Origin of the sequence: Microscilla marina ATCC 23134, assembly GCF_000169175.1 — a bacterium.
Taxonomy (GTDB): Bacteria; Bacteroidota; Bacteroidia; order Cytophagales; family Microscillaceae; genus Microscilla; species Microscilla marina.
The window spans coordinates 1-15204 of sequence record NZ_AAWS01000009.1; the positions used below are offsets into that span (position 1 = coordinate 1).

Below are 15204 nucleotides of genomic sequence, written 5' to 3' on the forward strand. Positions count from 1 at the left end.
CTTGCTTAGAAGGAGCCTTTGTAAGTTTGGCAATGTGTAGATAGGGCGAAAAAAAAGGAGAATTTGTTTGGAAATTAATTATTCATAGCAGAATAATTGTTGATAACTATAGCAAAAAATGTTCCGTAGGAATGTATTTATTAAATTACTTACTCACAACTTCAGAGAAGTTATCCACATTACTGTCTAGGGTTATCCACATTTTTTCCACACCTTATGAACAAGAGTAACGGGGTAATATAAAAAGGTTATCCACATTTTTAGCTATTACATTGATTTTGAATACTTTATTATCAGAGGCTATATGCCAAATTTGTGGATAACTTTGTGCCGTAAAGCCTGAACTTTATTCGGCAAAAAGGCTTTATCTTGATATTTTTTTCAAAACTTGTAAGAAATATAAATTTGACTCCACTAATACCATACATTGTCTAAACAGACACTGATTGTTGACAACTAAACCTGTGAATAAAATTGAACAATATATTAGAAGTTAAAAATATCTATAAAAACTACGCTGATCATCAGGCACTAAAAGATGTTTCGATCAGTGTTCCAGCCCAATCTATATTTGGTTTGTTAGGCCCTAATGGAGCTGGAAAAACAAGCTTGATTCGTATCATTACTCAAATCATAAGCAAAGACCAAGGAACAGTTACTTTCGATGGACAAGTTTTGGAGCCCCAACATGTACGAAATATGGGGTATTTACCCGAAGAACGTGGTTTGTACAAAAAAATGAAAGTAGGTGAACAACTTTTATACCTGGCACAACTCAAAGGCTTACCCCGTAAAGAAGCACTGAGTAGGATTAAGTTATGGTTTGAAAAATTTGAAATGAAACCCTGGTGGAAGAAAAATGTGATGGATTTGTCAAAGGGAATGCAACAAAAAGTACAGTTTGTTGCTACGGTTTTACACCAACCCAAATTAATTATTTTGGATGAACCCTTTTCTGGTTTTGATCCAGTAAATGCTAACCTTATCAAAGACGAAATACTTAAATTAAGAGAGCAAGGAAGCACCATTATATTTTCTACCCATCGTATGGAGTCAGTAGAAGAGCTTTGCGACCACATTGCTTTGATCAACAAGTCACAAAAAGTATTGGAAGGTAAAACTAAAGAGGTAAAAGATACTTATAAAACCAATACCTACCTGGTAGACTATGAAGGGCAACTCAATGGAGACTTGAGCGAACATTTTAAAATAAAAGAAACCACAAGTTTGGGTGAACACCTACAAAGAACAGCAATTCAGTTGGATTCTAACACGGTCTCTCCCAACGATTTACTAGCGCAACTTATCACACAGGTAAGTGTTCAGGCTTTTCAAGAGCGTATTCCAAGTATCAATGATATATTTATCAAACTAGTAAGTGGTGAATAACCAGTCTTAAAACATTCATCTTTATTTAAAATTAACAACCGTGAACAAGATATTATTAATTATACAACGAGAATACTTGGTAAGGGTAAGAAAAAAATCATTTGTGATTATGACTTTACTTGCCCCTTTGTTATTTGCGGGACTTTTGATTGGACCTGTTCTGCTTGACAAAAACGTAAATAAGGGCAAAGTAATAGGGGTGTTGGATGAGAGTGGGATTTTTGAAAAAAAATTGGAGAAAAAGAGCGACCTCAAGTTTGTTTATATAAAAGATGCATTGGCTGAAGCAAAGAAAAAACTTCCCAAATCTACCTATACCGCGTTGTTGTATATTCCTAAAACAACCATTAACGACTTATCAGGTATTAAACTGTTTTCTGAAAAGAGTGTGAGTGTAGATATTCAAAGAAGCGTCGAGAAAGCTGTTCGACAAGCGACTGAGAATATAAAGCTACTTAATTCGGGAATAGATCAAAAAGTGTTGAGTGGCATCAAAACTGACGTATCTATTGAAACCCAAAACCTCAAAGGACAGGAGAGTAGCGCTACTGCTGCTTTTATTTTAGGGTATGTGGCGGCGTTTCTGATTTACTTTGCCATATTCTTATATGGTGTACAAATTATGCGAGGAGTAATAGAAGAAAAAGTGAGTCGCATTATAGAAGTAATGATTTCTTCGGTAAAACCTTTTCAAATGATGATGGGAAAAATTATAGGTGTAGCCCTTATTGGCCTTACCCAGTTTGTACTTTGGATTGGCCTTACCATTGCCATTACTACAGTGGTGTTTCAGGTGATGGATAAAGATAAGGTAACCCAACAGACTACTGAAAGAATGATGAAAAATACCGATCCTGCCACCCAAGCCAAAATAGTTGAGCAAACATCTAAAGGCACTAAAATGATGGATGCTCTTCAAACAATTCCATTGACTAGCGTGATCCTGTCGTTTTTGTTTTACTTTATTGGTGGCTATTTGCTCTACAGTGCCATGTTTGCCGCAGTAGGCTCAGCAGCTGATACCGAAACTGATACACAGCAATTTGTAATGCCCATATCTCTGCCACTGATATTTTCTATTGTAGCAGCATCAGCTATTATCAAAGACCCCAATGGTCCCTTGGCATTTTGGATGTCAATGATTCCCTTTACTTCGCCTGTGGCTATGATGTTACGCATTCCTTACGGAGTAGCTGCCTGGGAGATTGTGCTCTCTATGACATTGTTAATCATTGGGTTTATAACTATTACCTGGCTTGCTGGGCGTATTTACCGAATAGGTGTATTGATGTATGGTAAAAAGGTGAGTTTCAAAGAAATAGGAAAGTGGATGTTTTATAAGATGTAAATTTTGGTTTTCATATATTATACAAAAATGCCCTTGTAACTATCTGTTGTTACAAGGGCATTTTTATTGTCATAATGAATTACTTTCTGCGTCTTCTTTTCTTTTTATCTTGTCGCTCTTTAGTGATTTGTTTGATTACGGTATTTCTGTCAAAGTGGACACTCCACATACCTACCGAACCGTTAAGATAAATAGGAGCTATAAACAAAAATTTTCGACGTTTTTCTGCGTATTGAATGCCTGGTTTTAAAGCGATTTCCTCATTTTTAAATTTAGTAAGGAGTTGAGCTTCTATGGGGTATAAATCATCCAGCGATTTGCGCTCAAAGTTGATGGCTTCTATGTTTACCTGATATTTTTTTGCCAACGAGTCTATGTGATCGATTGGCAAAAGACGGCTAAACTCTTTCGAGGAGGCAATCGTTTTTTCTTCTATCCCCTTGGTAGTTGCCCGGTTGAGGTATTTTTGCGCTAAACGGCTTATTTCCCCTCCTTTTTTACCTACCCATTCTTTGAACTCTGGTTCTGATATACGTTGAATCTTACGATTTTTTATTGCACTATTGATCGCTTCCATATCGTGCCCATAATCTTTGAGCGTTTTTTTTTGGCATGCATTCAGTGTAGTAAAAACACTGAGCAAAAAAATAGCATGCAAAGCATGCTTAAATATGTTAAGAAAATGATTTTTTATTGTCATGCAATTTCGGCGTTTATTCCTGAAATGTCATTCAGTAAAAATAGATAATGTTGAATTTTTCCTTTTTCGTTTCTGATGGCAGCGGCGTTTACCTTTACCATAATTCTGTCAGATGACTTGGTATTGAGGTATAAAAACTCACTGTATTTATGTCCTTTTGTAAGGCGTGATTTAGCATATTCTACTTTGTCATAAGACTCAAATACATGCTCAATGGCCATTCCTTTCAGTTCGGCCGTTTCATATTGTAGCTTAGCCTCAGTAAGTTCATTGGCAGAAGTAATAAAAAACCTTGTGTCAGTTCTGATAACCAAATTTGTCAGTTCTAACAACTCATTGACCTCTTTAGATTCATATTGTGACTTTTCTGTACTTTCTTGGGTAGCCTGTAGCTCTTCCATATTCTGGCGCATCTCTTCTTCCTGACTTCTCATTTGCTCTGTCATCATAGTAGATTCATCTAGCAAACGGTTGGTACGTTCGGTAGTTTTTACAGAGGCAATTGCTGAGGCAATGCTTTCTGCAATATTCTCTACAAATTTTACTTCATACTCCTCAAACACGTTAAATGATGCCAACTCTACGACCCCAAAAACCTCTTCATTTAGTTTCAAAGGTACAATCAATAAACTTCTGGGGTTAGCTTCCCCTAGTCCCGAAGTAATACTTACATAATCATTTGGTATTTCGGTAAGGTGAATCGTTTCTCCTTCTTGCCAAGCTTGTCCAGTGAGCCCATCTCCTCGATAAACACGTTTTTCAAGGTATTTTTTAGAATCCCAGGCATAACAAGATACAAGCGACATATACATTTCGTCTGACTTATTGTCTAAGTCTTCCACGATAAACAATCCTCCTTGATTGGCTTCTACATATTTTACCAGGTTTGATATAATCAAATCTGATAGATTTTTAAGATCAGTAGCTTTTTTACCTACCAGTTCACCAAATCTTGCGAGTCCTGTTGTAGACCAGTTACGGCGACGATCCTCTTCAGCCACTTTTGCCAAGTTGTCACGCATCTCCAGTAGTGCGTTTCCTAATACATCTTTGTCACTCAAAGGAGTAAATGATGCCTGGTAATTACCTTTACCAATATTTTCGGCAAATCGGGACGTTTCTCGTAATCCGTTTACCAGCTTTCCGGCAGAGTCTGCCATTTCTCCAATTTCGTCTTTTTTGAATGGGTAACCTTGTTCAGAAGGAAGCTCTCCAGTACCAAGTTTTACAAATACACTATTGATGTACTTGATCGGATCTACAATATTACGGCGAGTAATAAAATATGCTCCCAACCCAACCATTACAGATAATACAGCCAGAATGATGGTGAGTAACTGTTGGTTTTTAATGGAGTCGATCAAGTCTTTTTGTGAATTCTCTGTTTCCTTCTTTTTCTGAAGTGCTATTTGATCAAGTTGAGCAATGATTTTTTTATATAAAGGAAAAATTTGACTATCAACAATTTCAGAAGCTACTGATGTAGTGATTAAATCCTCGTAATCGTCAAACTCCACGATCTTATTCATAATCTCTTCCTTCTGTATCTTCTGGAGCCTCTCAAAGTTGGTGAAAACCTGATCAAGTGTCTTTGCCAATTGCTTATTTTCCCACTTACTTTGAAGCTGTACCAACTTATCTTTAAACTCAGGGTAATCATTATGAATCTTTTTTAATGAGTCTTTATCATCATCACTGGTACGTGAAGAAATCCAACTAATGGTATACATGCGCGATTGGGTAACCAATAGTTTAAAGTTTCTTATTTCTTCGAGAGAAGGGTTCACCACATTGTAAGAGTTTTTGGTAATGGCGGCACTATCTCTTAGTGTAATCAAACTAAAAGTAGCATTAGACATAAAAAAGAATATAAGAATGGCAAAACCAGCGAGTATACGTTGGCTAATAGATAGGGTAAACCCCGTTTTACGTCTTTTTTTTGTAGGTTTTTGTGTGATATCTGTCATGACAAAAGGTAGCTATAAAATCTGTAATTGACTGACATTGAGAGTATATACAAATATAAACAAAAAAAAGCCTTTTCAAGGCTTTTCTTTTATATCGTTTACACTAAACAGATAAATAACTACATTTTGTATGATTATGTTTGCTATTTACCCATTACTGGAATGGCAAATCTTTTCAAGTTTCGTGAGACAATCAAGCCACGGTTTGCCGTAGCGTTTTGGTTAAGCTCAAATCGCCATCTACCGTTCCTAAGAACAAAATTGATACCACTTCCCGATTGAGCCATTCCACGCTTTTCGGTAACTACCAGCATGGGGGAACGGGGAAAACTTTGATTGATAGTAGGTAAATAAGAACTTTTTGAACTTGGAATAAACAGTATGTGACAATTGTTGATTTGAGACAAGCTGCCAAACCTCTTAATAACAATCCTTTGTCTTTTCATTCCAGCTGTCTTTCGTGCAGCCATCTTTTGTAATTCGCGTATGATAGGTGAGTTGCCTAATACACCAATTACAAAATCTCCTGATTGATAGTTTTTAGGCCATTTGATGAGCTTGGTAAAATTATAGATAAACACTGTATGAAACCTATAATCTCTGATTTGTGCCGATGCATTGAAAGCAAGACTAGAGAAGAGCATTGACAGAAGAACAACAAGTGCACTTATTTTTACACTTTTCATTGGGAATACTATGTATTTAGTCCGAAAATTTGTTTAAAACTTATTCGCATAGTTAAGGCATAGTTGTATTTTTGCTGAAAAAAATACAACTATCTGTGCAAAAGTATTGAAATACCATCAAACACGCAACTTTACCCATTGGTTTTCGTATGGTGGAAGTTACACTTGTACCAAATATCTTACAAAAACAATTCTCATGAATATTATGAAATTTGCTCTGTTTTAGTTATACCCCTTTTTCCCTCCCTAAATGTACAAAAAGCTGCACAATTTAACACCTGTAATTGCTTATATTTTGCAATTATGATGGTAAACAGCTCTTTTTAGTGTTTTTTAAGCTAAAACCAATTTTTAATTTTATTTTCAAAATAAATAACAAAATCTATAATAATGTTCTCACCTGTTCATGCACAGGTGTGAGTACTTGTTTTTATATTTGCGTTATTTTTTTGAATTTTGAGTAGTTTTCATACATAAAAATATATTATGATTGACAAGTTAGAAGCAATCAAAGAAAGATTTGATGAAGTAGGTCAGTTGATCGTAAAGCCTGAAACTATACAAGACATGGACTTGTATACCAAGCTGACTAAAGAATATAAAGACTTAGAAAAAGTTGTTGAAAAGTATAATGAATATAAGATTGTACTAGAGAATATAGATACTTCCAAAGAAATTTTGTCAACTGAAAAAGATCCTGAAATGAAGGAAATGGCAAAAATGGAACTGGAAGAGTTAAATCCTCAAAAAGAGAAAATAGAGGAAGAGTTAAAAACGCTATTGATTCCCAAAGATCCAAATGATAGTAAAAATGTGATTCTTGAGATTCGTGGTGGAGCCGGAGGCGATGAAGCAGCTATTTTTGCGGGTGATTTGCTAAGAATGTATCAACGATTTGCTGAAAAACGAAAGTGGAAGTTTGAATTAATGGACTTTACTGATGGTAGTTCGGGCGGTTTCAAGGAAGTAGTGTGTTCTATTTCAGGTGAGGACGTGTATGGAATGATGAAGTATGAGTCGGGAGTACACCGAGTACAACGTGTGCCTGCTACCGAAACTCAAGGACGAGTGCATACATCAGCAGCCAGTGTGGCAGTATTGCCCGAAATGGAAGACGTAGAGGTAAACATTGACCCAAGTGATGTAAGAAGTGATTATTTCTGTTCGTCAGGACCTGGTGGACAGTCTGTCAACACTACTTATTCAGCGGTTCGTCTTACTCATATTCCTACGGGCATTGTGGTATCTTGCCAAGATGAAAAATCACAGATTAAGAACAAAGCTAAAGCAATGAAAGTGCTGCGCTCTAAATTGTATGAAATTGAGTTATCGAAACAGCAAGAAGAGTTAGGTGCACAGCGTAAGTCAATGGTAGGAAGTGGTGATAGGTCAGATAAAATCCGTACTTATAATTATCCACAAGGAAGGGTTACAGATCATCGCATCAAATATACTGTACACAACTTGCCCAACGTGATGGATGGTGAAATTGCTGATTTTATCGAGAGCTTGCGTTTGGCAGATAATGCTGAAAAAATGAAGTCAGGCACCACCTAAATTGTATTTTTAGCTGATTTTACAAACTGTTTATTGCAATACTAAATTCCTATGAGTATTCATTCATAATGTTGATTAAAGCTCTTGAATTCCTCCCTTCAAGGGTTTTAGTCATCATTGAATGTCCTTTGCATAATAGTTTCAGTTTAAAACTCGTTGGGTTTAATTGTGGCGTGTGGACTGATTTACTAAGTAGCCTTGATGGAGCTACAGCAACTGTGATGGCAAAAACCAACCAACCTTCCTTTGTTTCTATACAGCTTTATACTTGTGATATAGACTCACCTTTAGACATTCTGATTGTTTAAAAAAAGTGGTTGGTTAGGCAATATTTTCACTATGAATTAGACAATACCTATAGGGTAAATTATAGGCAATGCCACATAAAATAACTCAGTACTGAAAGTTTTAAATAAGAAGCTTTTTTTGAGTTAAAAAAAGCTTCTTTATGCAAATTAGCTGCACAAAATTATAGAATTATAGTGGAATAACATATCTTTGAACGAATGCATAAAATAAATACAATAAAATGTATAAGTGCTTTTGTACCTGGCTTTTTTGCTGGATTATGTTAAAGCCAGATATTTAGGGCATAGAATATGCATACAAGAGAATCACAAAGAATTTAAATTAATAGATACTATTACCTAAGCATAGTAGCTTAAAACTTATAGTAAGCATGTCGAATTTCGCCATTGTTGTACATGGAGGTGCAGGAACAATTACTCCTGATTTATATACAGCCGAGATCGAGAAAGGAATCCGCGATACTTTATACGAAGCAGTAGAAGCTGGATATTACCTGCTGGGAGATGGCGAGGCGGCAGTCAATGTGGTAAGCCATGTTGTAATGGTGCTCGAAAACTCCCCTTTTTTTAATGCAGGCAAAGGTGCTGTATTTACAAATGACGGAACACACGAGCTAGAAGCAGCTATTATGAATGGGGCAGACCTAAACGCAGGAGCTGCCTGTGGAGTAAAGAATGTACGCAACCCGGTAGTGTTGGCTCGTAAAATTATGGAAAAGTCGGGGCATGTATATTTACATGGGAAAGGTGCCGAGGAGTTTGGGCGATTATACCATGTGGCTTTCGAACCTGACGAATACTTTTTTGATCAGTTTAGGTATGACGAGTGGCGCAAAATAAAAGCTTCTAATACCTATCGTTTAGATCACTCAAAAGATAATGCAAAAAAATTTGGTACTGTAGGTGCAGTAGCGCTTGATAAGAACGGAAACGTAGCCGCAGCAACTTCTACCGGAGGAATGACCAATAAAAAATATGGGCGCATTGGCGACAGCTCTATCATTGGGGCGGGTACCTATGCCAATAATGCCACTTGTGCAGTATCTTGTACTGGACACGGAGAGCCATTTTTAAGGGCCGTATCTGCCTATGATATATCTTGCTTGATGGAATACAAAGGTTTGTCACTAGAAGAGGCCAGTAACTATTTGATTCACGAAAAAATGAAACAAACCCACCTTCAGGGAGAAGGCGGTTTGATAGCAATAGATACTACAGGTAATATATCTATTGCGTTTAATACTGTAGGAATGTACAGAGGGTATCGACGATCAGGAGAGAAAGAACACATTGCTTTATATAAGCCTAATGAAATGCCTGCTTAAATATAGGTAGGCATATTTTATATATAAAAACCATCAGGTTCATTTGCTAAAATGAATTTGATGGTTTTTCTTTTTGTGTTTTATTACGTAAAATACCAGCATACAAACAAGGAAGAAGCAAATCATTTATCTGTTTTAAAACTAAAATAAATATGATGATGAAATATTCTACTTTGGGTAAAATAGGTCCCAGAGTGTCAAAAATTGGTTTAGGACTAGCAGCTTTAGGCAGACCAGGCTACATTAACCTGGGGCACGCCGAAGATTTAAAAAGTAATTATAATACAGGTGCCATGCAGTGGCATGCTTGCCAAATGTTGGATTTAGCCTGGAGTTTAGGCATTCGTTATTTTGATGCAGCACGATCTTATGGCAAAGCAGAAGCATTTTTGGGAGCTTGGTTAGAGTCAAAGAAACAGATGGTAGAACTTCCTTTTGTAGCTTCTAAGTGGGGGTATACTTATACTGCCAATTGGCAGGTGAATGCAAAAGTACATGAGATAAAGGATCACTCGCTGGTAGTGTTACAAAAACAAGTGTTGGAAACCCGCCAAAGCCTGGGAAAGAACCCCGATTTATACCAAATTCATTCGGCGACATTAGAGAGTAAAGTTTTAGAGAATACTCAAGTTTTGCGACGTTTGGCGCAGCTCAAAGCTCGTGGAGTAAAAATTGGTTTATCTTTAAGTGGGATAGACCAGGCAGTTACTTTGGAAAAAGCCCTTGCCATTGAAATAGAAGGCGTACGTTTGTTTGATGTGGTCCAAGCTACTTTTAACTTGCTGGAGAAGTCAGTGGCGCCAGCGTTAACTATGGCGCACAACGAAGGTTTAGGAGTAGTCGTAAAAGAGGCTTTGGCAAATGGGAGACTTACTTTTAGAAATACAGATGTACACCTAAAGCCTGAGTGGCAGTTGTTAAAGACACAAGCAGATCGCTTGAATACTACTGTAGATGCATTGGCATTGGCCTATGTACTTAAACAACCTTTTGTAAATGTGGTATTGAGTGGTGCTGCCAACCCTGAGCACCTTAAGTCAAACCTGACAGCGTTGGATGTGGTATGGGACGAAGAAGCCAGTGAAATATTGAATCCTTTGGTGCAAATCCCAGAAGACTATTGGGCAGCACGTAAACAAATGGATTGGAATTAGTTATGGATCATCGTTCACGCCAGTAGTACCTCCAAAACAACACCGCAAACAACCCGTGAACGAGCATAGGTTCAATGTACATGGAAGGAATAAGTGGAGTGTTTATTTGGGCTATAGATATACAACTATGAAAAATAGCAAGGGTAAACAACCCATTACTTAAAGCCCCTTCTCGATAGTAATAGAATAGGGTAGAGCCACCTAAAGCGGCTAGAGCCAAGGCTGCATAGCCATACGAAGCAAGGTGGTTTAGTCCTATCCCTTTTATTTCTGGAAGTCCAGGAACTGCCTGAGGAGCCAATATAAATAATAAACCTGCACCTAGTTCTATAAGTATATGTAGGAGTAATAATACTTTGATCATAAATGTTTTTGACGATTGGTAAGTGGTTCTAAAATTTATGGAAGATAATGTTAACCAATGAGTAACTGCAACAACTAACCAAAAAGAGAGGACAGGTAAGCAGGCTTTATGACACTTTTTCCTAATTTTGCAACCCTTACAATTATAAGTAAATACATAGTACCTAAACGAAACATTATGAATGGTGAGTTTGTTCTTGCCACAACTTTATAAAAAGGATGAAATATTTAAAAATACTTGTTTTAATTGGACTGTTTTTGCCAAATACTGTATTTGCTCAAAGCAAAAAACAAATGTATAAAACCTATCAGGAGGGCAAAAAACTATTGGTTGATGAGAAATTTACGGAGGCAATGGTCCGATTTAAAACCTTGATGGTTCCTTTGAAAAAAAATGTATATGAAGAGTTTGCCTATTACTATTATGGGTTAGCCGCTTTGAAAAATAATCAGTTAGAAGAAGCAAAACAAACCTTTACCCGTTTGGTTGAACGTTTTCCTGATTGGGTAAATAAAGAGGAAGTGTATTATGCCTTTGGTGATATTTATTTCAGAGAAAAAGACTATACCAATGCCTTAAAATACCTAAATCGAATTCAAGCTGAGAAAATGCAGCAAGATATTGTCAATATGAAGGGGTTTTATCTGGTATCGCTTGACTTGCCTACTTTGAAAAAGGTACAGAAAGAAAATGCCAGCGACAAAGTAATAGCGCAAGTATTGGTAAATAAAATTGCAGCTACTTCTGAAAACCTCGAAGACCTGGAGATGATGGAAGCCCTGATTGAAAGTATGAAACTAGAGCGCCCAAAATCACAAAAAATTAAGGGCAAACGCTACATTAAAAAAGAGTATAACATCGCTGTCATTCTCCCTTTTAACCTCGAAATACTCAAATCGCGTCAACGTAATCTTTTGAGCCGTATATCGGCAAGTTTGTATCAAGGAATGCGCCTAGCAAAAAAAGAATTGGACACGACTGGAGTAAAACTCAATTTGATTGCATTTGATGTGTTGCGTAAAGGGGAAGATACTTTAAACCTTATTTTAAGCGAGGCAAACTTTACTAATGTAGATTTAATCGTAGGACCTTTGTTCGATGATCAGTTTGTCAAGGTAGCTGAATTTGCCGCAAAGCATCGCATCAACATTATTAACCCAATTTCTAATAAGTCAGTATTGATAAAAAACGATTTTACCCTGATGTATGAACCCACGATAGAAACGCAAGGTAAAAAATCAGGAGAGTTTGCTATGAAAGAGCTTGGTAGTAAGAAAGCAATGATTTTTTATGGACGATCTACCCAAAATAAAAAAATGGCAGAAAACCATAAAAAAGCAATAGAAGATAACGGTGGAGAGGTGGCTCAGTTTGAGCAATTGGGTACTGCTAATATTACACAACTCAAAGAAATGTTGCAAAAGGTAAAACCAACCGAGGTGGGACATATATTTGTAAGTAGTAGTAGTCAGTTGGTAGCTTCTAAAATGCTGAATGCTATGGAAGAACTAAAAATAAAAGCCCCAGTAATTGCCCTTGATTCTTGGTTAAAGTTTCAGAAAATGGATTCTGTACAGTATGAACGCCACAATGTTCACATTATAAACACGGAGTTTTTGCCCAAGGCTGTTGTTAATGCTTCTAAGTTTTATCAAGAGTACAAGAAATCTACAAAAGTAGCTCCCAACAATTATGCTTGTGTAGGGTATGACCTTACTCATTATTTTGGCGGTTTGTTGCAAACCTATGGAGTAAAAAATTCATTAAAGAATATTTTGCAAAATAAGGCGCCTAAAGAAGGGCGGTTAATTACTGTTTTTGATTTTAGGGGAGGCAATGACAATCAGTTTGTACCTATAGTTAAGTTTGAAAAAGGGGTGTTGAAGCAAGTTAATACCTTAGGTGGAAACTAATAATAAGTTATTACAAGAAACTAATCGACTTAAACCTCTGAGTTTATCAGAGGTTTTTTTTATGTCTTTGTTTAAAACACAATACGGGTATGAGGAAGTAATTCCCTTATTTTTTCTCGCTCAAATTGAGTCAAAGGATTATCTTTTAGAATGAGCTTTTGCAGGTAATACAAATGCCCTATCTCAGGAGGCAAACTAGTAAATTGGTTAAACCTTAGATTGAGCGTTTGCAATGATTGAAGTTGCCTGATGCTATTGGGTAAGCTTGTGAGATAATTAGACGATAAATCAAGCATTTGTAATTGGGCAAGCTCCCCTATGCTCTCAGGCAAAATAGTTAACTGGTTATTGTGTAAAGTGAGTGTTTTCAAATGTTTAAGAGTACCAATATTATCAGGCAATACGGTGAGTTTGTTGGCATTTAAATAACATTCTTCGAGTTGGCTAAACTTGCCGAAAGTATCAGGCAACGCCTGTAGATGGTTATAGTGTAGGTATAAACTGTGTAATTGAGACGCTCGGTATAAGCTGTTGGGTAGTTGGGTCAGTTGATTATAACCCAGGTAAAGCTTGCGGAGTTGGTGGAGTTGCCCCAAACTATCAGGTAATTGAGTAAGGTGGTTATGAGTAAGGTGGAGTTCGTGTAAATTTGGCAGGTTGCCAATGCTTTCAGGCAAGGAACTGAGTAGGTTCCCTACCAATTTTAATACTTCGGTGTGTGATAATAGCCCAATATTTTCGGGTAAGCTGTTCATTTGAGCATTGCTAAAATACAACATCTTAGATTGTTGGTATAAGCCAGGAAAATACTGTAGGCAAAAATATGGGTGTGCTAGCAACGACTGCTTCATTAATTGATCAATGCCTACTCCAAACCCCTTAGCTATGACAAAAGCCAGCTCAATGTTTTGGTTTTGTCCGGTTTGCAGCAATTGTTCAATTTTGGCTATTTGTTGAGCATTTGCGCTGTTCATAAATCTTAAGATAATCATTTTTACCGAAAAAAAGTGCATTACTTGCCAGAAATCAACTTTTCTTTTTTTATCTCATCATCTGTTCTTCTTTCAATACCCATTTCATGGAGTCTTACTTGCCTTATTTAATAATAATTCTCTATTTCGGGTACTTAATTGTTCAGAAGAAATTTAACATACTTATATGAATACAGCCAAGAGTCAAGAATTATTTAACCAGGCACAAAAATCTATCCCTGGTGGAGTAAACTCTCCGGTGCGGGCTTTCAAAGCCGTAGGAGGTAACCCGTTGTTTATTAAGTCAGCCAAGGGTGCTTATATGTACGATCAAGATGATAATCGTTACATAGATATGATCAACTCATGGGGACCAATGATATTGGGGCATGCCTTTCCGGCCATTGGGGAAGCAGTGGCTGAAGCAGTGAAAAGCTCATTATCATTTGGCGCGCCTACTGCCAAAGAGGTAACCATTGCCGAGTTGATTGTAGACATGATGCCATCGGTAGAAAAAGTACGTATGGTAAACTCTGGTACAGAGGCTTGTATGAGCGCCATACGCTTGGCAAGAGGGTATACCAACCGCGAGAAAATTATCAAGTTTGAAGGTTGTTATCATGGGCATGGCGATTCATTTTTGATTGCCGCAGGTAGCGGTGCTATTACTATGGGCGAACCCAACAGCCCTGGGGTAACCAAAGGGGTAGCCCTAGATACATTAACGGCTCCATTTAACGACCTTGAAGCAGTAAAAACTTTGACAGATGCTAACCAAGGCAATGTAGCAGCTATTATCATAGAGCCTGTAGCGGGTAATATGGGAGCTGTTTTACCTAATCAAGGGTTTTTGGAAGGCTTACGCCAATTGTGTGACAAGGAAGGCATTGTATTAATTTTTGATGAAGTAATGACAGGCTTTCGTTTGGCAAGAGGAGGTGCTCAGGAGTTGTTTAATATAAAACCTGACTTGACTACTCTAGGTAAAATTATAGGTGGTGGTATGCCAGTAGGCGCTTATGGTGGTAAAAAAGAGTTGATGGACTTTGTGTCTCCAGTAGGTCCTGTATATCAGGCAGGAACTTTATCAGGCAACCCAGTGGCTATGGCAGCAGGCTTGACCATGTTGCAATACCTCAACGAAAACCCTTTGGTATATAAAGAAGTAGAAGATACAGCGATAAAAATGGTAGCAGGTATGCAACAAAATGTAGAGAGCTTAGGCTTACCTTATACTATCAACCATATAGGATCGATGTTTAGTATCTTTTTTACAGACCAAAAGGTGACTGACTTCGAAACTGCTAAATCTTGTGATACAGCATTGTTTGGTAAGTACTTTCAGGCAATGTTACAAAAAGGCGTATACTTGGCTCCTTCACAGTTTGAGACCTTGTTTGTGTCTAATGTGCTCAGTGATGAAGACATTGCTCACTTTATCAAGGCAAATGGTGAAGCATTGAAAGAAATTACTTCATAAAAGCTGTATAACAAAGCCTTATTGTTAAGTACTTAGGGTATG

General features: G+C 37.2%; 12 protein-coding genes. 7 read left to right on the forward strand and 5 right to left on the reverse strand.

What is annotated here, in order from left to right:
- Nucleotides 1-474: 474 nt before the first annotated feature.
- Nucleotides 475-1389: an ABC transporter ATP-binding protein gene (locus M23134_RS09465; protein ID WP_002695819.1), complete on the forward strand. Its 915-nt coding sequence runs from the start codon at nucleotides 475-477 to the stop codon at nucleotides 1387-1389.
- Nucleotides 1390-1429: 40 nt separating this feature from the next.
- Complete coding sequence (locus tag M23134_RS09470; RefSeq protein ID WP_002695820.1) at nucleotides 1430-2737, forward strand: ABC transporter permease; 1308 nt, start codon at nucleotides 1430-1432, stop codon at nucleotides 2735-2737.
- A 79-nt stretch (nucleotides 2738-2816) separates the two neighbouring features.
- Here the strand turns inward: M23134_RS09470 and M23134_RS09475 are convergent, their stop codons facing one another.
- From M23134_RS09475 to M23134_RS09485, 3 genes are all read right to left on the reverse strand, one after another.
- Nucleotides 2817-3437 carry a hypothetical protein gene (locus M23134_RS09475; RefSeq protein ID WP_004155386.1) on the reverse strand — a complete coding sequence of 207 codons (621 nt, stop codon included), beginning with the start codon at nucleotides 3435-3437 and terminating at the stop codon, nucleotides 2817-2819.
- Nucleotides 3434-5404, reverse strand: coding sequence for a GAF domain-containing protein (locus M23134_RS09480; RefSeq protein ID WP_004155388.1), 1971 nt, complete (start codon nucleotides 5402-5404; stop codon nucleotides 3434-3436). Before M23134_RS09480 ends, M23134_RS09475 begins: the two co-directional genes overlap by 4 nt.
- A gap of 143 nt (nucleotides 5405-5547) precedes the next feature.
- Nucleotides 5548-6090 (reverse strand): YfiR family protein, encoded by a 543-nt coding sequence (locus M23134_RS09485; RefSeq protein WP_004155389.1) that lies wholly within the window; start codon nucleotides 6088-6090, stop codon nucleotides 5548-5550.
- 486 nt (nucleotides 6091-6576) lie between these two features.
- Between M23134_RS09485 and prfA the strand changes: the two genes are divergently transcribed.
- From prfA to M23134_RS09500, 3 genes are all read left to right on the forward strand, one after another.
- Nucleotides 6577-7647 (forward strand): peptide chain release factor 1, encoded by a 1071-nt coding sequence (prfA, locus tag M23134_RS09490; RefSeq protein ID WP_004155391.1) that lies wholly within the window; start codon nucleotides 6577-6579, stop codon nucleotides 7645-7647.
- Between the two features lie 679 nt (nucleotides 7648-8326).
- Nucleotides 8327-9280: an isoaspartyl peptidase/L-asparaginase family protein gene (locus tag M23134_RS09495; RefSeq protein WP_004155396.1), complete on the forward strand. Its 954-nt coding sequence runs from the start codon at nucleotides 8327-8329 to the stop codon at nucleotides 9278-9280.
- Between the two features lie 152 nt (nucleotides 9281-9432).
- Nucleotides 9433-10434 (forward strand): aldo/keto reductase, encoded by a 1002-nt coding sequence (locus M23134_RS09500; protein WP_004155398.1) that lies wholly within the window; start codon nucleotides 9433-9435, stop codon nucleotides 10432-10434.
- Between the two features lie 7 nt (nucleotides 10435-10441).
- On the opposite strand, the gene M23134_RS09505 is transcribed toward M23134_RS09500, so the two are convergent.
- The gene (locus M23134_RS09505; protein ID WP_004155399.1) at nucleotides 10442-10798 is read right to left on the reverse strand and encodes a hypothetical protein; all 357 of its coding nucleotides are present in this window, start codon (nucleotides 10796-10798) and stop codon (nucleotides 10442-10444) included.
- A 218-nt stretch (nucleotides 10799-11016) separates the two neighbouring features.
- Here M23134_RS09505 and M23134_RS09510 point away from each other — a divergent pair, with 218 nt between their 5' ends.
- Nucleotides 11017-12711 (forward strand): ABC transporter substrate-binding protein, encoded by a 1695-nt coding sequence (locus tag M23134_RS09510; protein WP_004155402.1) that lies wholly within the window; start codon nucleotides 11017-11019, stop codon nucleotides 12709-12711.
- A gap of 71 nt (nucleotides 12712-12782) precedes the next feature.
- Here the strand turns inward: M23134_RS09510 and M23134_RS09515 are convergent, their stop codons facing one another.
- Entirely contained in the window at nucleotides 12783-13685 is a 903-nt protein-coding gene (locus M23134_RS09515; protein ID WP_157558416.1) for a leucine-rich repeat domain-containing protein, read from the reverse strand.
- Nucleotides 13686-13869: 184 nt separating this feature from the next.
- On the opposite strand from M23134_RS09515, the gene hemL reads away from it, so the two are divergent.
- Nucleotides 13870-15162, forward strand: a complete 1293-nt coding sequence (hemL, locus tag M23134_RS09520) for a glutamate-1-semialdehyde 2,1-aminomutase (protein ID WP_004155411.1) — start codon at nucleotides 13870-13872, stop codon at nucleotides 15160-15162.
- Nucleotides 15163-15204 lie beyond the last annotated feature (42 nt).